The organism is Deltaproteobacteria bacterium HGW-Deltaproteobacteria-6, from assembly GCA_002840435.1.
Classification (GTDB): domain Bacteria; phylum Desulfobacterota; class Syntrophia; order Syntrophales; family Smithellaceae; genus UBA8904.
In genome coordinates this window covers 384,962-406,406 of the sequence record PHAT01000001.1, presented here as the reverse complement: position 1 = coordinate 406,406, position 21,445 = coordinate 384,962, and the positions used below count along the sequence as shown (strand labels likewise).

The 21,445-nt window shown below is 48.4% G+C and carries 17 protein-coding genes; 10 read left to right on the top strand and 7 right to left on the bottom strand.

What is annotated here, in order from left to right; all coding sequences use genetic code 11:
* Positions 1 to 19: 19 nt before the first annotated feature.
* The 3 genes from CVU71_01805 to CVU71_01795 are packed head-to-tail and all read left to right on the top strand — an operon-like array spanning position 20 to position 4,208.
* A complete protein-coding gene (locus CVU71_01805) occupies positions 20 to 1,153 on the top strand; it encodes a hypothetical protein (GenBank protein ID PKN20550.1) in 1,134 nt (377 codons plus the stop codon).
* Positions 1,150 to 2,898, top strand: a complete 1,749-nt coding sequence (locus tag CVU71_01800) for a hypothetical protein (GenBank protein PKN20549.1) — start codon at positions 1,150 to 1,152, stop codon at positions 2,896 to 2,898. Before CVU71_01805 ends, CVU71_01800 begins: the two co-directional genes overlap by 4 nt.
* A complete protein-coding gene (locus CVU71_01795; GenBank protein ID PKN20548.1) occupies positions 2,895 to 4,208 on the top strand; it encodes a hypothetical protein in 1,314 nt (437 codons plus the stop codon). Before CVU71_01800 ends, CVU71_01795 begins: the two co-directional genes overlap by 4 nt.
* A gap of 54 nt (positions 4,209 to 4,262) precedes the next feature.
* Here CVU71_01795 and CVU71_01790 read toward each other — a convergent pair whose 3' ends face one another.
* The gene (locus CVU71_01790) at positions 4,263 to 5,030 is read right to left on the bottom strand and encodes a polysaccharide deacetylase (protein PKN20547.1); all 768 of its coding nucleotides are present in this window, start codon (positions 5,028 to 5,030) and stop codon (positions 4,263 to 4,265) included.
* A 167-nt stretch (positions 5,031 to 5,197) separates the two neighbouring features.
* On the opposite strand from CVU71_01790, the gene CVU71_01785 reads away from it, so the two are divergent.
* On the top strand, positions 5,198 to 5,977 hold the full coding sequence (locus tag CVU71_01785; protein PKN20546.1) for a hypothetical protein: 780 nt from the start codon (positions 5,198 to 5,200) through the stop codon (positions 5,975 to 5,977).
* Here the strand turns inward: CVU71_01785 and CVU71_01780 are convergent.
* Positions 5,933 to 7,111: a hypothetical protein gene (locus tag CVU71_01780; protein ID PKN20545.1), complete on the bottom strand. Its 1,179-nt coding sequence runs from the start codon at positions 7,109 to 7,111 to the stop codon at positions 5,933 to 5,935. The genes CVU71_01785 and CVU71_01780 overlap by 45 nt on opposite strands.
* 300 nt (positions 7,112 to 7,411) lie before the next feature.
* Between CVU71_01780 and CVU71_01775 the strand changes: the two genes are divergently transcribed.
* Genes CVU71_01775 through CVU71_01755 form a run of 5 tightly spaced genes read left to right on the top strand, consistent with a single transcriptional unit; the run spans position 7,412 to position 12,541 of the window.
* Positions 7,412 to 8,551: a hypothetical protein gene (locus CVU71_01775; GenBank protein PKN20544.1), complete on the top strand. Its 1,140-nt coding sequence runs from the start codon at positions 7,412 to 7,414 to the stop codon at positions 8,549 to 8,551.
* Position 8,552: 1 nt separating this feature from the next.
* Positions 8,553 to 9,698 carry a hypothetical protein gene (locus CVU71_01770; protein ID PKN20543.1) on the top strand — a complete coding sequence of 382 codons (1,146 nt, stop codon included), beginning with the start codon at positions 8,553 to 8,555 and terminating at the stop codon, positions 9,696 to 9,698.
* Between the two features lie 54 nt (positions 9,699 to 9,752).
* A complete protein-coding gene (locus CVU71_01765) occupies positions 9,753 to 10,589 on the top strand; it encodes a hypothetical protein (GenBank protein ID PKN20542.1) in 837 nt (278 codons plus the stop codon).
* A gap of 44 nt (positions 10,590 to 10,633) precedes the next feature.
* Positions 10,634 to 11,482: a hypothetical protein gene (locus CVU71_01760; protein ID PKN20541.1), complete on the top strand. Its 849-nt coding sequence runs from the start codon at positions 10,634 to 10,636 to the stop codon at positions 11,480 to 11,482.
* A 24-nt stretch (positions 11,483 to 11,506) separates the two neighbouring features.
* On the top strand, positions 11,507 to 12,541 hold the full coding sequence (locus tag CVU71_01755; GenBank protein PKN20540.1) for a hypothetical protein: 1,035 nt from the start codon (positions 11,507 to 11,509) through the stop codon (positions 12,539 to 12,541).
* A gap of 9 nt (positions 12,542 to 12,550) precedes the next feature.
* On the opposite strand, the gene CVU71_01750 is transcribed toward CVU71_01755, so the two are convergent.
* The 5 genes from CVU71_01750 to CVU71_01730 are packed head-to-tail and all read right to left on the bottom strand — an operon-like array spanning position 12,551 to position 18,208.
* On the bottom strand, positions 12,551 to 14,254 hold the full coding sequence (locus tag CVU71_01750) for a hypothetical protein (protein PKN20539.1): 1,704 nt from the start codon (positions 14,252 to 14,254) through the stop codon (positions 12,551 to 12,553).
* 10 nt (positions 14,255 to 14,264) lie between these two features.
* Complete coding sequence (locus CVU71_01745) at positions 14,265 to 14,891, bottom strand: hypothetical protein (GenBank protein PKN20538.1); 627 nt, start codon at positions 14,889 to 14,891, stop codon at positions 14,265 to 14,267.
* A 32-nt stretch (positions 14,892 to 14,923) separates the two neighbouring features.
* Complete coding sequence (locus CVU71_01740) at positions 14,924 to 16,708, bottom strand: class I and II aminotransferase (GenBank protein PKN20537.1); 1,785 nt, start codon at positions 16,706 to 16,708, stop codon at positions 14,924 to 14,926.
* Between the two features lie 25 nt (positions 16,709 to 16,733).
* A complete protein-coding gene (locus tag CVU71_01735; GenBank protein ID PKN20536.1) occupies positions 16,734 to 17,945 on the bottom strand; it encodes a hypothetical protein in 1,212 nt (403 codons plus the stop codon).
* 47 nt (positions 17,946 to 17,992) lie between these two features.
* A complete protein-coding gene (locus CVU71_01730) occupies positions 17,993 to 18,208 on the bottom strand; it encodes a hypothetical protein (protein ID PKN20535.1) in 216 nt (71 codons plus the stop codon).
* A 338-nt stretch (positions 18,209 to 18,546) separates the two neighbouring features.
* Here CVU71_01730 and CVU71_01725 point away from each other — a divergent pair, with 338 nt between their 5' ends.
* Positions 18,547 to 21,390 carry a hypothetical protein gene (locus tag CVU71_01725; GenBank protein PKN20534.1) on the top strand — a complete coding sequence of 948 codons (2,844 nt, stop codon included), beginning with the start codon at positions 18,547 to 18,549 and terminating at the stop codon, positions 21,388 to 21,390.
* Positions 21,391 to 21,445 lie beyond the last annotated feature (55 nt).

Below are 21,445 nucleotides of genomic sequence, written 5' to 3'. Positions count from 1 at the left end.
GCTGTGAAAATTACTTCTTATGAAAATTGCTTTAATTTGTGACTGGTTCCATCCCCGCGTCGGCGGCATTGAAATTCATTTGCAAGGCCTGGCTGAATCCCTGCGGGCCGCGGGGCACCAGCCGGAAATCATTACAGCCACGAAGGGAAACGGCCGCGAATACGGCTTTCCAGTTCATCGCCTGGATGTTCCCGTGAAAACACGCTTTGGCTTTATCACGTCGCCTGCCGCATTCCGCCAGGCAGCCGTTCTGTTGAAGAAGGGTTCTTTTGATGTGGTACACTGCCACGGCAGCATCCTGTCTCCGCTGGCCTACGGCTGTTTGTATGTGGCGAAAAACCTGCAAATTCCCACCGTGGTAACCTGCCATTCGGTGCTGCATTATTATCATTTGCTTTTCTCTATTCTCGACGGCCTGTTCGGCTGGTCTAAATGGCCGGTTATTTTTACATCCGTAAGCCCGAGTGCTGCCCGGATCATGAGCAAGGCCGGCAGGATTGACCGGGTTTATGTGCTGCCCAATGCCGTGCGGGAGTCCCCCTGGCGCCGGCCCCGCCTTCCCCGTCCCCGTGAAGACTTAACCTTGATTTCCGTCATGCGTTTGTCTATTCGTAAAAGGGCGCATCTGCTGATTAAAATGATACCGGAAATTATACTACTGACAAGTCCGCGGCGCGTTCGCCTGATCATTGTGGGTGACGGTACGCAGCGTAACTCTCTGGATCGTCTGATCAGGTCTCTGGGATTGCAGGAAATAGTGGAACTGGCCGGTATCCGTTCTCAGGAAGAAATTGCCGATCTCTTCTCCGGGGCGGATATATTTGTTTTACCGACCAGTCAGGAAGCGTTTGGTCTGGCGGCTCTTGAAGCGCGGGTTGCCGGGTTGCCGGTTGTCGGAATGCGGATGTCCGGTCTGCAGCATCTGATTGAAGACGGGAAAGAAGGGCTGCTGGCGACGGATGATGAGGAATTGGTCCGGCATCTGACCGCCCTGATTCAAAACGATGCATTGCGGGAACGGATAGCGCTCCATAACCGGACGGTATCCACGACCTGGACTTGGCAGTCTTCTCTGGCCCGGCATCTCGAAATATATGAAAAAGCGGTGCGGAAATCCGGCCAGGATCGGTCAAAGAAGGAGCCATCCAGATGAAAATACCGTATTTCTGCTCCTATATCCCCGCGGAACTGCTGACCGCCTGCGGCCATGACGTCGTGGATATTTCATTTTTTGAAAATGAAATATATTCGCTGGAGTACAGCTGTTCGCTGCATGATAATATCTGTTCTTACGCCAAGTATCTTTTCTCTAACATTATTGATGACGATCATCAATTCGATTTCGTGATTGTGCCGAAAGTCTGCGATGCCATGAAGCAGCTGCATTCTTCTCTGTGCTATTCCGGAAAAATAAAATCTTTTTTATTGGATGTACCCGGACGGACCGGCGACCGGAGCGCAAAATATCTGAGTGCTCAATACCTGTCTTTGCTTGAGAAAATTGCTCCTGATCATTTCCATCAGGGGAAAGCAGATCTTTTGTTCACCGAAGAGAATGCCCCGACCCTCTTTTCGCGTTCTCTGAATCGGGAAGAAGACCATCAACAATCCGTAAAAATCGGCATTGCCGGTTCATCCTACCGCCCTTCCCTGTTTCGGGATATTTTAAAAAAGTTCAACGCCGGCGGTATTTTCCTGCGTCATTGCGGTCAGGGGATAATACCCTCCGCAGAGAAACAATTTTCCCCGGCTGCTTCTCTCGAAGAAAAACTTTTACAACTGGCGCGTCATTCCCTGCAAAATACGATCTGCCCGCGCAGTGACAGCGGCAGCCTGACGCATTACATCATTGCCGAAATTGAAAACCGGCAGCTGGCCGGATTGATTTTCACCACGCTGAAGTTTTGTGATTTTTATGCCTTTGAACTGGAAAAGTTAAAAAATAAATTACCCGCCGGGTTTCCCTGTCTGTATCTGGAAAATGATCTTTCCGTAAACAGTGATGAACAAAATGTTACAAGAATAGAGGCCTTTATGGAAAAAATTATATCCGGTCAAAAAACAACAAAAAAATCCCGCGCCCGGGCGGTCGTACCGTCGGAAATCTATTCCATCGGATTGGATGTCGGCAGTACCACAACCAAAGGAATCATGCTGAAAAACGGGAAGGAAATTATTGCGTCCATCATCATACCCACTTCCATCAACATGAAAGATTCCGCCGATGCCGCCTTCGGCAAACTGATCGAACAAAGCGCTGTTCCTGAAGATAATATTTTCCGGACAATCTATACCGGTTACGGCAGAACGGCCTTTGCGGACAGGGAACAGACGACAGAAATAACCTGTCATGCCGTGGGGGTTAATTTTCTGAACCCGCAATCCGGAACCATTATTGACATCGGCGGCCAGGACAGCAAGGCTATCCGGATAGACGAAGCCGGCAACGTGCTGAGATTTGCCATGAATGACAAATGCGCGGCTGGAACGGGGCGTTTCCTCGAGTCCATGGTTCAGAGAATGAATATAAACTTTGCCCGGTTCAGCGATCTTTCTCTTGAGGCTGATCATCCCACACCCATCAGCAGCATGTGCTCCGTGTTTGCCGAATCCGAGGTTGTATCCCTGATGACGAAAGGAATACCGGTGGGAAGCATTGCCAGAGGCCTGAATTTCGCCATTGCGGAAAGAGTATGCGCTCTGGTCCGTAAAATTCAGGGGGAGGCGCCCTTTATCCTTACCGGCGGACTTTCGCTTAATGCCGGCTTTACCGGAGAGCTGGAAAATGCCCTCGCCTGTCGGGTCACCATTTTTGCTGAAGCGCAACTTGCCGGAGCAATCGGCGCCGCGGTCATCGCGAGCGGGCAGGAATCCATTGCCGGCCGGGGAGGATTATGAGCAACCCGCTCGTGGACAGCAAACTGCGCCGTATCCTTTACCGCAGCATGACCCGGGAAGGCCTGCGCCTGCCGCTGCCCGTGGCCTTTCAAATTTTCCAGATGGTGGTGAAAATTGTTTCTCTGGGGAAGGTTCCTTCCGTCCGTATGCTGGAGAGGGAATATCTGAACTACTACCGGGAGGGATTGACGTCGGAGCAGAACGTCTGGACATCCATCTTTGTTCCCACTGAAATTCTTTATGCTTCCGGCCTGTCCCCCTTATGCCTGGAGGGTCTGTCCGCTTTATTTGCCAGCATGGGAATTGCCAAAAATTTTCTAGGCAGACACGGCACCCATTTTGTTCCTAATACCATGTGTAATTTTCACAGACTTTCCATTGACATCGCATCTTCCGGTGTTTTGCCCAGGCCCCTCTTTGTGCTGTCGTCATCGGCTTTATGCGACGGCAATATCAAAACATTCCGGCATCTGGCCGAAAAAACCGGCGTGCCTTTTTTCTTTCTGGATATTCCTCAAAATGATGATCAGACAGGCGTTGCTTATCTCGTCAGCCAGCTGCAGGAGCTGATCGGCCATATCGAAACACTGACCGGAAAACCTCTGGATCTGTCAAAACTTGATGCCGCCGCCCGAAATATTCTCGTCACCGGGCAATTGATGAAAACCATCTACCGGCTTCGCTGCCGTTTGCAGCGCAATGTTTATTACGGGCATCAGATGATCAATTTCATGCTGCCGCTTGCCGCCATGTCCGGCTCCGAACGATTACTGAAAATATGCCGGACCATTATTGCCGATCTGGAGAATGACCGGATTTACAACCGGGCTTTTCCGTCCCGGATTTCTCCGGAAACGATTAAAATTATCTGGGCGCATATTGCACCTGTTTTTCAATATAACGATGTCTGGCCGTTTATTGACGACGGGACGCGCTCCAAGGTGTATCTGGAAGAATGCACCGGATATATGGAAGACGACATCAAGAGTTGCGGCGCTCTTGAAATCATTGCCCGGCGACTTATCCATACGCCCGGCAACGGTCCGCTGGAAAGACGATTAAAGAATCTGGAAAAGATATATACCGATGCCGGCGCCGACGGCATCGTCCATTTCTCGCACTGGGGCTGTCACCAGGCCTCCGGCGTGACACCGCTTCTGCAAAAGCACTTTTCCCAGCGGGACATCCCCTTCCTGAATGTGAATGGTGATTGCGTTGACGCGGCGAGCTGCGGGCTGGAACAGCACAAGACCCGCTACAGCGCCTTTCTGGAGTTGCTCGTGGCAAAGAAGAAAAGAATCCTTAAATAAAAATCACCGGCCGGTCATTGAATAAAAATACCGCCGACAGACGCTCTCACTGCCTTACCGAATTGCTGCGGCCGCCTGGTTTGTAGAGATTTTGTCCGGCTCCGTCAGGACATCCTGCATTTTTCTGAATTGAAAGTCGCGCCCTTTATAAAACTGAATGACTTCCCGGAGGCAGCGAAGCGCCGCGCCGCCCGTTTTAAAACGGCAATCCAAAGGAATATTCGCCTTCCGCAAATCAACAAATTCCCAGGGATGAACGAATAAAACCACCGGGCTTTCCAGAGCACCAAGCCAGCGGTTCCTGAGCCAGGCAGGCAGTCGCAAAACGGATGACGTGACCGAAGCCGGAATTCGGCGCAAGGTTGTTTGCCGCGAGTTCTGCAGGTAAGACGGCTTATACTTCGCCTGCGAAGAATCAACCGACAAGCCTACTTTTTCCAGAAGGCTGAGATAGCCCTGCGGAAAATTAAGATAAGGGGACCGGAAAGAATAAACAGGTCCGAATGGCCTCAGCACTTCCAGAGAAAGCTCTATATCACGCTGCGCAGCGTCGCGCCCCAGAGTTGTAAAGTCGCTGTGACTGAAGCCGTGGCTGCCTGCTTCATGTCCGCGGTCAATCAAATCGCGGATAATATCGGGATAGTCCCGGGCTATTTGTCCGGTGACAAAGAATGTCGCTTTTACGTTTTCCTCATCCAGTAAAGAAAGAAGCAAAACAGTTCCCTCGGTAATCCCCCGGCAAGTATTGAGGTACGGGGGACAGTCCGGTTCCAGGTCAACGGTCAGGAAAATTTGCGGCTTTCTGGCTGGTCTTTTCATCATAGGAGGCACGGATAATTATTTTTGTCTTGCATTCTACTATTTAATAGCATTCTTCCGGAGAAAAGAAAATAACGGTTTTGCCTGATAATTTATCATGACCCCGGAGCATCAATCTCACGCACAGTCAACCGGTCTTTGACAATTTCTCCTTTGACTGTTATGCATTGATGAAGAATCGATTGGGCAATTTGACGAATGTTTTGCCGTTAATAAAGTTTTTTCACTCCCGGAAAAGCGGGTCCTTTTTTATGATACCTAAAATCATCCACCAGACATGGAAAACTATCGCAGTTCCCCCGGAGTGGGAGGAGTCGAGAACTTCCTGGCAGCGGTTTCACCCGGATTGGCGGTACATGTTCTGGACCGACTCCGACCTGGAACGTTTCATTACGGAGCGTTACCCCTGGTTTCTCGACACATACAGGAGTTACCCCTACAACATTCAGCGGATTGATGCAGCCCGGTATTTTATCCTTTATGAATTAGGCGGGATCTATTCCGATCTGGATATTGTCTGTGAACGAAGCTGCGATTTTCTTCTGTCTCATCCGGCCATCATCCCGAAAACGGAACCTCTCGGGTTTTCCAACGATCTCCTGATGTCCGAACCGAAGCATCCTTTCTTCCTGCAGGTGATTGAGAATCTTGAAAAGGCCCACCGCAAATTCAGCCGTCACCCGCTTCTCCTGCGGCATTTTCGGGTGATGCTCTCCACAGGCCCTTTGTATTTTACAAAACAGTACCGTGCCTTTCGCGGAAAGGATGGGATATACATTCTGCCGCAGCCGCTCTATGGCAGTGATAAGGCGGCAACCATTGTCCGGCATATCCCGGGCGGCAGCTGGCATGCTTGGGACAGCCGGCTTCTCGGGTTCCTGTTTTATCGTGGCCCGATGATCCTGCTAGTGCTTGCCGCTCTCTTTTTCGGCTGGTTGCTTTTGAGATAATATTGAGGCCCGTCCGTTTCGCCGAAATTTGACGGTGTTGAGAAACGCGATGATCACAACCGCAAGTAATCCCCGGAAACGCCTGAGATATTGCCATCCAAAAAAACGTTTGCAGCGGCTATGAAACTCTTCGAGAAATTCATAGCCTTCATTTTCCCTCTGAGCCAACCAACTCATGTGCTGAACATCTCCCTTTCCGCTTTCAAGATAGAGCAGATTCTGAAAAGGCTGATAAAGATCCCACTCGCAAACCGTTTTATGGGCAAAGAGAGGTTGGCCTTCCGGATCATGCTGCAGGATGCCCGTGGCATAAAATGCCCCCCGATCGTGCTGGATTTTGATGGTGAAGTCCGTCAGGGGAATGGGGATGATAAAGTACATGTTGCCGATCTGGAGGGGCGGATGCTGTTCCAGATGATAGGATTTTCCGGCAAACTGAAAGGAAAGCCTGAAAGTGTCCTTGTCTCCCAGAGTATTGCGGTAGCAGAAATTCCGAAATCCCTCCGTGTCCGAGTTGGCGAGACACACGGTAAGAAGAGCCTTCCAGCAACGGCGTTTATCGAGGACAATTTGTCCCGATTCGAATTCGGACCCCTGCCTGATGAACCGGGACGCAATGCCAAATACCGCAAAAAGATCATCCGTTGTTTGTTTCATGCCGGGGAGATCCGGCCAGAAAAGCGCGCCGGTTTGCTCATACTCTTCCATCGCAAAGAGAGGCACAGGCGATCGCAGGGGAATATTATCCGCGTCCATGTAAAAGATTTCCTCAAAAGAGGAATAAAGCAGGGCGTAGGGTTTGATCTGGAATCCCTTGAAATCCCGGATGGAAAAAGAGAGTTGGTCTTCAGGGAATCTGCACTGCGTAATGTCCGTAAGGGCGATGGGAGCAAAATCCTTTTGGAGGAGATCACGCACCCCTTCCGGCATTTCCTCCGGCCCCGCATAGAAGAGTTCGACGGGCAGATCCGTATAAGTTCTCAAAAATTTCAGACAGACATAAGCATTGGAAAGGTGCCCGAAGCCTCCCGCGCAAAGGACAATTCCCCTGCCCCGAAAGCGCCCCTCGGGATAGTCGGGAAAACAGGCATAAGCGGTCTCCAGGAGCTCACGGTAGAATGATTTCTCATTCATGCACGCTCCTTTTCGCCGTTATTCGCAGTCTGGCCTTTTCGGAGCTGGATGACCCGGTCCGCATAAAGTACCCGGGATCATCACATGTTACGGCCGGAGAGTCATTATGAAAAAATCCGTTGACGCCCTGATGTTTCAATAAAGTCATTCTCATTCTCTGTTAAGCCAAAATTGGGATTAAAGATGTCATTTTTGATGATCTTTTGCAACCATCTTTAAACAAACCGCCGTCATTGACTTCGATACCGATTTAATTTATAGATAAAGCAATATTAATCTGTTTCGTCACAAGGATTTATAATGATTCTGAGAACACCCCTTGCCTGGTACAACACTTTTCAGAATAAAAAAAGAACACTGGCCGCCATTGGCGGCATTTGCTTTTCCCTCCTGCTTATTTTTATGCAACTGGGATTTCTGGTGACGGCCCGCATTACCTCCAGCCTGGTTTACGGCTTTTTTGATTATGACCTGATTATGACGTCCGCCACTTACGAAAGTATGGATACCACCGGCAGCTTCGATAAAACCCGCCTCGTGCAGGCTCAGGTCGCCCAGGGCGTTCAGGAAATATCCACCCTCAATTTCACCCGGGTATGGTGGCGTGTTCCGGAATCCAACCTGCAGATGAGATCATGCATGCTGATGGGGTTTGATCTCAATCCTCATTTTGTTCCGGATGAAGAGGTCAGGGAGAATCTTCCGGCGATTTTGCCAAAAGACATGGTGATGCTCGATGTTTCTTCTCATCCCGATTACGGCGAAAAGCGTATCGGACGGACGGATGCCACGCTGAATCATATGCCGATCACCATCAATGCCTTGTATAAGCTGGGAATCAGTTTTCTGGGAGACGGCTCCGCGATAGTGAATCTGGAAACCTTTCAGAGCATTACCCGCTCAGATCCCCGGCAGGTTACTTTCGGCCTGATTAAAGTGGCACCGGGCGCGGATGTGGAAAAGGTCAGGCAAAACCTGCAGGCCACGCTCCCCGATGATGTGCTTGTTTTCGAAAAGAAAAAGTTCATCGAGGCGGAACAAAATTATTTCATCAATGTCAAACCGATCGGCATCATGTTCCAGGCGGGAGCTTTTGTCGCATTTGTCGTCGGCGCAGTTATCCTCTTTCAGGTGCTTTCCACGGAAATTTCAAACAAGTTAAGAGAATTCGCCACCCTCAAAGCGGTCGGATTCAGTAATTATTACATCTACAAGGTCGGCGCAACGCAGGCCCTGTTATTTACAATAATGAGCTATATTCCGGCCCTGCCGTTGGGTTATCTGGTCTCCTTTCTGGTGCAGAAGGCCAGCCGTCTGCCCATGTATTTGCCGTGGGAGCTGGCTGTGTTTGTTTTCTTTCTGGCAATATTGATGAGCGTTATTTCCGGTATTCTGGCGCTTCAAAAAGTCAGAAAAGCGGATCCGGCGGACTTGTTTTAATATGAAATTATTTTCCGGCAAAAAAATTCCCCTGGCTTCCAAAATGCTTCTTCATAAAAAAGGGCGTCTGACGCTTTCCCTGCTGGGAATTGCCTTTGCCGTTGTTATCATGTTCATGGAAATCGGTTTTTTCAACGGACTCAATGACAGCCAGGCCAATCTTCCGCCTTTGCTCAATGCCGATATCCTGATCATGCATCATCGCCGTTATTCCATGCTGGAAACTTCCACCATCTCCAGGCACCGCCTGGGACAGGCAGCCGCTCTTTCTGAAGTCGCCGAAGCCATACCCTTTTATGAAGGGACGGATACTCTGTTTAATGAGCAGGAGAAGAGAATCCGCGCCATCTCGATTCTGGCATTTCCGCAGGACACAGCCGCACCGTTGCTGGTGGAAGGCCTGGAAAAATATCAGGAACAATTAAAAATCAGGGGAAATGTTCTTTATGACAGCCTGTCGCGGGAAATTTACGGCGACATCAAACCCGGAGCGGAAATCAAGCTGGGTGGCGAGCTGCAAAACGTAGTCGGTACGGTAAAAATCGGTCCGAACATCAAACTGGACGGTTATGTCATCATGGGTGAGTCCACCTGGATTAATCATACGGGAAACGCCGACAAAATAAATATGGGATTGATTCGTCTGAAGCCCGGGGCGGATATAGAGGCCGTTAAAAAGAAACTCCGCGACATCCTGCCTTCTGACACGATTTTAATGACACCGGAAGAAGCCCGGCAAAGAGAGGTTAGATTTACGATTGAATCCACACCGACCGGCGCGGTATTCGGAATCGGTGTCATCATCGGCTTTATTATCGGCATCATCATCTGTTATCAGATTTTGTTCAATGAGATCACCGATCACCTTCCCCAGTACGCCACAATGAAAGCCGTCGGCTTTTCCAAAAAGTTCCTGGTCTCGCTCGTAATCAAACAATCCCTGTGGCTATCCGTTTTAGGATTTGTCCCCGGTCTGATCGGCGGTGGAATTCTTTATTTCATCATCCAGTATTCCACCAAAATTCTGATGTTCATGACGCCATGGCGAATTCTCTTCGTTTTTATTTTGACAATTTTGATGTGTCTTGCGGCCAGTTTTTTTGCCATGAAAAAAGTTCTGAAGGCTGATCCCGCCGAACTGTATTAACCCGAAAGCGCTGGGCGGTTCTCCTTAAGATTGAAGTCGAAAATCGGAAACATTATGATACCGAAGATCATTCACCAGACCTGGAAAACGAGCAGCCTTCCGGAACAATTCCACACTTACCGGGAAACATGGATTCGTCATCATCCCCAATGGGAGTACCGCTTTTATGATGACGCGGCCTGCCGAACTGTTGTGCAAAACGCTTTCCCCGATCTTTTAACACTCTATGACAGATGCCTGTTTCCCATACAACGCGCCGATATTTTCCGCTATCTCGTCATTGCCGCAGAAGGCGGCCTTTACGCTGATCTGGACATGGAATGTTATAAAAATATGGAAACGCTCCTCGACGGCAAAGAATGTGTCTTTGGGGAAGAAATTGTTCTGTCACCCCGGGAAGCGCGATTTTTTAACCGCCGTCACCCCCAGCAGATCGCCAACTGTATTTTTGCCGCTAAAAAAAATCATCCCGTTTTTACTAAAATCATGGATGAGATTGCTCTTCGCCTTGACGGCCGTTTTCCACCCGATGAAGTGATAGAAACCACGGGACCGGGAATGTTATCGGATGTTGTGCACCTGTACCAGCGGCAATATGATCTGCACATCCTGCCGCGAATCTGCTGGATACCGCCGACAAGGCCGGATTACCCGAACATCTTCCCGTTTAACCTGCACATGTATGCGAAACATCATTTTAGCGGGACATGGAAAGATAATAATGGCAAAAACGGAAAGGCATTCGTCAGGCCGCAGGGGAGAGGCTTCCCCGAACGAATCAAGGAAACATTATTTGACATCCGTGAGCTGTACTACAAATTGCCGCCGTCGCCGGTCTGGCGGGAAGATTTTTTTCCCGGCAGGAAAAACCCACTCCGGAGCAGACAATAACCCGATTAATTTATTTACACCGATAAGAGGAAAAAAACTATCGCATGTCAATCCTTTCTGAAATATATCGTTATGCGGCGCTGCATCTCCGTTCTTTTGAGCATTACGCAGACAAATACCTGCAGAAATCCGATAATGAGAAAGCGGATATGACCGTTTCTCTGTCCACAATACCCGGCAGGATAGAAAATATTTATCCCGCCTTGAATTCTCTTATGGATCAGACTATGCCGCCCCGCCGGATCTGTCTGGCCATACCGCCTTTTTCCATCAGGGAACAAAAAGCATATATCATACCGGCCAGGCTTGCCCATTGCCCGGCTATCGAAATCATCGATGCCCGGAAGGACTGGGGACCGGCGACCAAACTTATTCCGGCACTTCTTCACCCCTCAACCCGGCCCGATGATATTATTCTTACAACCGATGATGACAATATTTATCCGGCTCAATTTGTAGAAGCCTTCTGGAAATACTCGAAAATGCTGCCTGAGGCCGCCTTGAGCCTCAGAGGAGCCCCGATGTCCCGGACGCTGCGCTGGAAAGATTGTCACGCATTTAAAGGAACGGCCATTTCCAAACCCGCTTCCGTGGAGATCATCACCGGCTGCGGAGGCATTCTGGTGAAACCGAAGTTCTTTACCGCCGATTTTTTCAATTATGAAAACGCCCCGGCTGCGGCCTTTTTTGTTGACGATATCTGGACCAGCGGCAACTTGGCAAAGCGCAACATTCCCCGCTATGTGATACCTTTCACGGGAAGCTACGTTTATCTTACGACGCTGACCACCCTTTCCGGACCAGCGCTGGACCACGGCGAAAATAAAGGCGGCGGCAATGACGATACCGTTATGGACTATTTCCGGCCTTACTGGAAACTGCCGCCGGAATGAAATGAAAATGGAATAATATTAAGAATGATAACCTTTCTCATCATCCTGATTGGCTTTATGCTTGTGTCGTCAATCATTGCCCGGCATCGTAATGCAGGAGAAATGGAAAAAGCGGCGGCGGCCATCCGTAGCATTGATCCTCCCTGTACTTATCCGATCATCATGCCGGTTTACGGACGTCCTCATTATTTAAAGGAAGTACTCCAGGCCCTCGCCAGGGTCAAGGATATAGACAAGACCATCCTGATTATTTCTCAGGACGGCAGCAATCCGGAAGTGACGGCACTGATCAGTGAGATCAATTTTACGCGGACGGTCATCATTCAGCATACCCGCCCTTTTCTTGGAATTCTTGCGTATTTCTGGGACAGTCTCGTGGCGGCCTCGGCCAATATCCATTTCCTGCTTAAATTCACCTTCAGCAAAACTCACGCCAGGGGCGCCATTGTTCTGGAAGACGATATTTTGCCCTGTGTAGATTTTTTCAATTATTACCAGTGGGCATTTCAGCATGTTTTGACCGGCACAAATGTCCTGTCGGTAACCGGTTTCAACATTGATTCGCGTGTGGTACCCGACATCAACTATCATCCGCAGGATTATCCTTACGACCTTGTCGAAAACAGAGAAAACAATCATGTCAAATTTTGCAGCTGGAGCTGGGGCATTACCAGAGATAAATGGCAACAGGTGCGAAAGCACTGGTCTTTTGCCAGTTGGGACCTCGAACTCGATAAGCTGCAGCGCAAACTGGGTCTGATTTCGTACAAGCCGGTTCTGGGGCGTGTCCGCAATATCGGCATGCATGATGGAATTAATTTCACGGAAGCCGATGACAACCCAAAATGGCGCGATATCTTCATTGCCATACAGACTTACAATTATACGGAAGCGCCGCGGCTTCATCAAAAGAATGATTTTGTAAAGTTATCTTACCCCGAAGACTATCAGCGGCCTTACCCAAACGAGAAAACGCGGACACGCAAGAACCGCCTGTGGCTGCTTGCGGCTGTAATCCTGCTGGCTGTTGCCGAATTGTACGTTTTACTTTTACGCTAGGAACTTTTATCATTTTCGATCCTGCTGATTATCGTAATTTATAATATTATTTTTCACTACGCCTTGTTTTGATAAAACATTTCCCGTCGGAGTCCAGCTTTCTTGTCTCCAGGCATGACCGTTTACACGGTACTCGGTAAAGGGAGGCAGATAATCACTGCGCCAGCATTCGTGTTTCCAGTCATAATAGTAGTATCGGCGATCATTGCTGAATGGCAAATTCCGTCCCATTACAATATTTTTAAGATCGCCATTGGTCGTCGGCTCGTCGCTGATCCTGATGTCTCTCTGTTTCGATTGTCTTTGTTTCACAAGCAGGATCGGAATTGCGGTTTTGATGACCGTGTCTTCCTGTATCCGGTTGTGATTGAAAGGATTGATCATCTCGCATTCCGGATTACCGTGATCGCTCATGACAACAATGAGCGAATGATCGTATATTTTATCCCGTTTGAGTAATTCAAATATTTGCAGACACATTTTCAAATCGGCTTTGGCCTGAGCTTTATACGATGCACGGCTATTGTTGGGCATTTTTTTTACATTCAGGTTTTCATCATAAATCATCGGAGGATGCCCGCCCCGAAGATGATAATACTTGAACGCCTTCCTGGGGTTGTCAGAAGAAAATCCGTCTTTAAACTTTTTAATAAACTCCAGATCATCATTATAGAATTGAACTTTTTCCACAAGAAACGCTCTTGCAAAAGTGGGCATGCATGCAAAAAATACAACGGAATTCAGATTGCTTTCTCTTACCTCCCCGATCATCTGCCGGATGCTATGCTGTTTCCGGATAAAGTGATTGGATATTTCCGTGGCGGGATAAATCATGCGGTCAAACGGAACCAGGGAGACGTCATATCCCTTCTTTAGAAATATCCCCGGCAGGGAATCAGAGACATACTCCTGTGCGATAAATTTCATGATGGGCATGTGGTTCTGATAATACTTGCCGGTCATCATGAGCGGAATTGACGGGAACGTGGTGGGATAACCGCCGATGTTGTTTCTATAGTAGGTAAAATCCCTGAAAATATTCCTGTAGAATCCTTCATCGGCAATGATCTCATTGAAAATGTCGGACCGGTAAGAATCCAGCATGATGATCATCACGTTATCCTGTCCGGAAAAGGAAAAATCATCGCGGCGATCCGATTCATTAATTTTCAGATAGTCATGTTTACTGTTCCCCGACACATGATAATTCCATGAAATATAAGACACGTTGAGCAGTTGAAATAAAAAAAGAAAAAGAGTTATTCCCTTAAGGTGGTGTTGATATATTTTGTTGCGAAAGACCATCGCGGCAACCGTCACACCGATCCACAAAAAAGAATCTAATATCCCCTCCCAGAAATGCTCCTTCCATTCAATCTCACTGCCGTCAAACACACCGTAATTCCAGCTCAGAACATTCGCCTGCAGAATGCACAGAAACGCCAGAGCAACGATGATGACTGAGACGGTTTGCATTTTTTCTTTAAAGACGAAAACAGCAAGGGTATAAATAATTGTCGAAACCATCAGGACCAGGGCGGCATAGGCCAGATACTCATAAAAGAAATAAGTATATTGCGCCACATTGTTGTAGTAGATCTGGGCAGGCAGGAAGATAAACAAGGTACAGGCTAAAAGGAAAAAACAGAATATGTCGAAATATCTGTCTTTCATTTTCACGGAAATAGTTTGGTTAAATACGGGAAAAGGCATGTCCCCTCGTTCAGTATTCTTTCTTTGAAGGCATGGTATGGAGCGCCATTCTGTAAAATATAAACTGATTTTCTTTCATCTTTATCATCGGCCATTTTTGCGTTACGGCAAAGCCGTTTTTTGTATAGCACCGCATGGCCGCAGTATTTGAGGCCATCACATCCAAAATCAGCCTTTCGCATCCGTCCTGCCGTGCCTGCCGGACGGCTTCCTGGATTAGTGCTTTTCCCAGCCCGCGGTTTCTGAATTCAGGAGCCAGCGCAATATTGCTGATCAGGTACTCATCGGGCGCTGGCGGCCCCAGAGCTCTGCCGGCCTTGACCATTCGAAACAGCCTGCGGTAGTAGCCGAATCGTAAATATTCAATCATCAGCCTGTTTGTCCCGGGCTGCTGATTTTGCGCTGTCGCCTGACTGTAGGCGAGCAGCAGACCGGCCTTTTTACCATCAACCTGCAGAAAGCAAGAATGGGTATAGCTGTATAGATTGTCAGGCTGCACATACAAATGAGCCAGCAGCGATTCCGTACGCCGATCATAAATTGCGGCCAGTAATTTGCCGGACATCCGTATGAATTTTGAAAACATAGGGGCATCGGCAGGAGTTGCCGGTGCTATGGATATCTGCTCTGCCGTCATATTTTCCTGATACTCTGCATTATTGCACCTTGCTACGGCCGGGAAAAATATGCCTGCATTTGCAAAACAAGCCTGTTGTTTTCCTCCGGCAGCCTCACGGCAAATCGAATATAGTAACAACCGTCATTAAATTTTCCGGAAACGTCCTTAATGTAGCATGCGTGTTCGGCTAAAAGCCAGGCGGCAAGACCGGATAATTTTTCATTGTTCCTGAATTTCACCAGGATAAAATTTCCTGAGCCGGGATAAACTTTTTCAATGAAATTCTGTACGTCAAGTTTTGCGGCAAATACCGCGCGGTCATCGATTGTCTGCAAAAAGGACTGCGCCAGAGATTGACGATGCTTCAGAATGATTTCAATAAAGAATTCCGCAATGCTGTTGCTGTTCCAGATGGGCAATGCGTCCCTGATCTGCGTATTGAACCGGCTGTTTCGGGAATAAACAAATCCCAGGCGTATCCCCGGCACACCCAGGACCTTGCTCAGGCTTTTCAGAACGATGACATTCGGCAAATGGTCTTTTTCCAGAAGCTCGAGCATGGAAACCGAACCGGAAAAATCAATGAAAGATTCATCCACCAGTATTGTTTTTTCAGGATTGCCCGCGGCATAGTCATGCAGATATGAGTTCTCCAGAAAAGTTCCCGTCGGGTTGTTGGGATTGACAAAAACCACCAGATCACAGCTTTTGCCTTTCGCTTCTATTTCATCAGTGTCGATGCCGATCTTGTCCGCATAAAATACTGCGTTTTTAAAAATACGGGGGTATTCGCCGAATGTCGGTTCCGGAAGCAAAATTTTCCGGTTTTGATACGACGCCTGTAAAATCGGATAGATTTGTGAAGAGCCGTTGAGCAGATTTACGTGATCCGGATTGCACAGTAAAAAATAAGCCAGTTTCTGATTGAGAATCGTTTGCTTTGATCCATAATTGCAAACCAGGTTGGCAAGGTTGTTTCTGATCTCGGACAACATCGAACTGCTCGGGAAATACATATTGCGGATAAAGCAGAAATCGACGATATCATGGGACCAGAAGCCGCCAAATGTTGTTTCCAGAATTTCCCCTCTTTTTCCTTTATTAAAAACAAACTCGGATACCCTGAGATCATTGGGATCATCAACTTCCGACCACTCTTCGCCTTCCAGTATTTCGGCGTATATGACCTCCTTCTGAAGATAAATCAAAATGCCCAGAATCAGCTCATAATAGCAGTTGTCATCGATCACCCGGGCATAGTAGGTCAAAAGCTGCCGGAAGTTCTTATTGCAGAATTCCCGTGAGAATTTATAGATATTCAGCGTTTTATATTTGTCGGAAAAATCAAACTTTTCGTCCTGGAGGTGTGGAGGGATGATATTGGTGATGATCCCCCTCGCCACCGAAACCACGGTGCCGTCCATGCCGCTGCGGTATTTATCCAGCAGGGCGGCGTTCGGATGGGGGGTGTTGATGATTTTGTCGATAATCTTATTCTCATAGATAAGATCGGACTCGACGAGCAGGATGTCGTCATCAATTTCTATTTCGTTGAACGCCAGCGCCAGAGAGTAGATATTGTTGGTTTCTCTATAGCGGGGATTGTTGACAAATGTAAAATTAATCCCGCCTGAGCGGTCAAGCAAATACTGCTTTAATTCATCGGCAAGATATCCTGTAACAACAACAATATCCTTAATGCCATTGGCCTTAAGCCCGTTGATAATGCGTTCAATAATGCTCTCATTTCCGACTTTCAGCAGTGTTTTGTGAACCGTGTCCGTCAAAGGCCTCATTCGGTTGCCCAAACCCGCCGCCAGTATTACTGCCTTCATTGCCCGTATCTCCCTGTTTCAAGTCTCATGCTTTACCTGACTTTGTCCGCTGTGCTGTCGTGTCAGGCTTAAAACTCAAGTTGTCATGTTTTGTTTTCACGTCTACAACAGGCCCGGTACAACATTGGATTAAGTAGTCGCCGCCTGCCCGTGACGAGTTGAGCCAGTTGGAAATGCAGTCGGCTCGAAGATCGACAATCTGCCGGCGGTAGGCATCCCGGTTGCAAATTAGTTCTTCAAGCACAGGGCGGATAGAGACAATCTCCCCGACCTCTATTTCTTTGCCGATCTGACTGCGGACGGCAAATTCTATCGGCTCAATTTCCAGTTCCCGATAATCCTGATTGTGGATTTTACAGGGCGCATTAATAAAAAGAACAGGCCGCTCCGTGCCGAAAGCATATTCATAGGATATGGCCGACCAATCCGTAATCAGCACGTCGGCGCGATGGATGCTGGTATCGGATACCATATCCAGTTCCAAAACCATATTTTCGATCTGCTGCAGTTTTGCCGCCAGGGCGTCAACGAGCTTTCTTTTTCTTTTAATAAATTCCGGATGCGGACGAAAAATGACGCGATATCCGGAATTCTTTAACGCGTCGATCAGTTCATCCGCACAGCAAGCCAATATATTGTCGTTATGCCATGAGGGCGCAATCAGTATGGTTTTTTCGCCGGCAACCGGCATGCTGCGGTGTTTGGCGTATATTTTTTCGATCCGGCAGTAGCCGCACTCTACAAGTGTTTTAGGGGGCAATTTGTAAAGTCGTTCAGCTTTTCTAATCTCATTCATATCATATTTGCCGATGCAGAAAATGGTATCGTAGGCATTGAAGGCGTCTTTGTTATACTGCAGGTGGGTGCTCCCGACCCCGTGAAACAGATAAATGTGATTAACTGAATTGCGGGATCTCTTAATATGATATTGATCAAGATCAGGCATGGTCATAACCAAGGCTTTAGCATCTAAACGGGCTAAAGCGGAAGCAAGAAAATTGCTGATGTAAAAAGGATGAATGCGGCTGTCACCGGTATGAAAAACCGGGTCGGCGGGATCTGAGGTTATATAGCAGATATCGATATCGGAGTGGTCCAGCACATACTGAATATAGTCGTCGAAGTACTGATAATAGATATCCCGTTCCGAATAGAAAACAAGCCGCCTGTTTTGCCTGTTGCTTTCAGCAAAAAGCCGATTATAATCATGAAACTCTCTTCGAAAATCCGACAGCATTTTTAGAAACAAATTAGCTATCCCTCAATGAAAAAAAGCGCGGGCGTTTACTCGGAAATATCTCTGCTTTTAAACAAGGCGGTTAAAAAACTCTTTATCTTTTTCCAAAAAACCTTCACGGCGTACGCTGTTGCCAAAAACCCTGCAATAATGACCTGCATAACATAACCGCCTGTTGCGGGATCAATGTACGCATAAACAGGTGATGGCGATACCACAAATAAGGAGAACACGGCTCCCGGCATTAAAATTTTTTTATCCATCCTTAACATTCGCCCTGACCCTTTCCACCTTCTGCTGATGATAAACTTCCATCTTTGTTTGCCACATACTCAGCACCACTTCTATTTTAACTTTAGAAGAAATATCCGGACACGTGAATATAAAAAACGCTCTCTTCTGTGTCAAGGAGATCCTGCCTGCCGACAGGGCGAGTCCAACAGCGCCTGCGCATCATGATCATGCCGCAGGTGCGCTGTCCTGCCACCTCATCAGGCCAAACTCTCCTTGACACGAGTACACCCTTAATATACTTCTTTGCACGGGCAAAAGTTCTTGTCAATAATTCAATTTATAATTCAGATACTTGAGGTCCCTCTGGATGGTGCTGCAAACAAAGACAAGTAAAATTCCTGCTGTAACTCTGGCGATCATCATATTTTTCGCCTGCATCCTGTCAGGTGCAGTCCCGACGGCGGATGCTCAAACGCACTTTCGGCCCGTAAGTGTTCCGGAAGGCACAACCGTCCGGGTCGGGGTCATCAACAATTTCAAGGCCTCGAAATTAACCCCGTCACTGGCTCTGGACCGTGAAAGCTTTGTCGTCCATCAATTAACCGTGACTGAATTTCAGTCGCAGCTGGCAGCGGGAACTTTAGCAGTCGACGTCCTGGTGCTCGCCAATCTAACCTACTCTCCAGCCCTGGTCGCAGATGTCCGGAAATTTTTGGATGTGAACGGTGGAGCGCTGTTTATCATCCTGGGTGAAAATCATGACTCACAGGTTTTATTCCTGAACACGCTTGGTTTGCTGGCGGCCCCGGAGGTCAGGACCATGCGGCAGCAAGCCATCTGGAACTTCACGGATCCCGCCGACTCAATTGTGAAAGATGTCAATTGGAAAGCGATTCCGGAGGCCCGGACATACACGAATGCCTCCTGGCGATTGAACGCCATTAATATTTTATTGCAGACTCCCGCAGGCGCGCCTCTGCTCCTCGAAGCGAAAAGCCATCCCGGCAGGCTGCTGATTATGACGCCGTGGATGTCCACCACGGATAACCGGGACTATGAATTATCTTTACAATATAATTATATCAACTACCACATTCTGAAGAATCTTGCCGGCCAGACCTCATTATCCTATACAGACTGGCCGTATTCCCCCGTTCCACACACTTCGGACCGTCCGGCTATTTTCGTTTGGCTGGGCATGGTCTGTCTGCTGGGCATTGGCGGATTTATGTACGCCAGGCACCGGGCAAAGCGCCCCCTGACTGCACAATCCCTTAAAAATCTTCTTAGATTAAGTGCGGGACACAAGGAAGGGATTCAGGAAAATGAAATCATTGAAGCGACTGAACTTTTTACCAAGCCCCTTATGGAATCGCATTCCAAGGCTGAACGGGGCGCACAGAAACGCACAGAACCCAGGCTTGCCAAAGGGCAGGAAACTGAGCAGGTAACCGAAGAAAAAGAGAACACTTCTTCCGAATGGGAACAGGTGGGCATGCACCGGCAAATAGCCTCGTTTTTTTTCCATCTGATCCTGATGCTTATCATCGCAGTTCCCGGGTTGTTTTTATCCCTGTACATATATCCCAACTTTATCCAGCCTTATCCCCAGGTTGTCGGATGGCAAAATGTCGCCGGGGGATTCTTCGGCCCGTTATGGACAATCCTGGACCTTGGTATCGGGACGGCGGCGGTGAAATACTTTGCGGAATACCGTGTGAAGGACCCTCAAAAAGCGGTGCGATTCCTCCAGCTGCTTTGCTGGTGGTCGATCCTTGCTGCTGTAATCAAGACGGTCATCATCGCATCGCTGGGCATGTTTTTCTTCACTCAGGGCAACATCGCCCATCTCGGCTGGATCGTCCTTTTAATCGCGTTGCAGCAATTTCCGGGATGCGCCGGCATTCTGGGCTCGACCCTTGACGGCACGCAGCGGTATGATTATAAGATCATTTGCGACGTGATCGGAGGCATGTTTCTCAATACCTGCATCCTGTTTGGAACGATCCTCCTGGTCCGCGCTGTTTTTCAGAGTAATCCTGCCTGGGCGGTCATGTACGGCGACTCTTTCGGGACAGTGGTTGCCCTGTACGTGGGTGGCATTGTCACGACATGGATGTCCTTCCTGTACTACGCGATAGCTTTCAAGAAACTGGGGTTTTCCGTCACAACGCTTTTTCGCGCCGACTTCAGCAAGGGTGAATTGAAGCAGGCCGTAGCGTACGGATGGAAATTGACCGCCGGCTCCCTGATCATCCCCGTAGTCGGTTTCCTCGAAACAACACTGGTCGTCTCCTACGTCCTCAACCTGAACGCGTCGATGGGCTATTACGCAATGATGGCGACCGTAGTGACCTTTGTCGGCTCCGGAGCGACAATGTTTGCCGACATGCGCGCCGGAATTTCGGAAGCCCACGGCAATGGGAAAACAAACTTATTGCGGTATTACATTACGGAAGGATTGCATTACATCAATATCATCACTTATGTATTGTTCGCGGTTCTTCTGGCCATCGGAGCACCTCTCCTGGTCGGATTTACAGGCCCCAACTGGGCGCCCGCCGGACAGTATGTGGTCATTTTGTGCGTGTGGCAACTCGTTTCGATTTATTCAACCGTGGGTGACACGATCCTTCAGGGAACCGACTGCACAAAATACAACGCCTATGTGTGGATTCTGGAGCAATTGACACGGGCGCTACTATTGATATTAATCATCCCCGGCCTGCGACTCTATGAAGGTATTTTATATGCCGCCATCCCGGCCGTTATCGTCAAGGAAGTGGCGGAATACGCGATTATTCGCAGGAGGATTGTCAAATTCGACTGGGCCGTCATGCATAATTTTATCGTTCCCGGCCTGGCCGCGTTGGTGCTTTATTTCTTCAATCGCCTGCTTCTCGCCCTCATCTGGCAGCCCACCCTCCCTGCCAGCATCACCCTGTTCCTCGTCGCTGTGCCCAGCAGTCTTTTCCTGTACCTTTTCCTGATCGGATTTTTTGGCGGGTGGGACGAAAACACTCTGGAGCAATTCAAGCGCGGGCTGCAGGTCATCAAACTGGTGCGAAAGTTTTTCTTCACTTTTTACAAGGTAACGGAATTCGGACACCGCTGCTCCCCCTGGAAAAATCATTTCCCGGTCAAGGGATACGATATCGCCATGGCTGAAGCTAAAATTTTGACGGAAGAAAAAAGAAAGCTTGTTATATAGTTCATCGCAAGAAACTACGGAAAGGCATTTATACTTTTTGAAAAAAGAAAAAAGA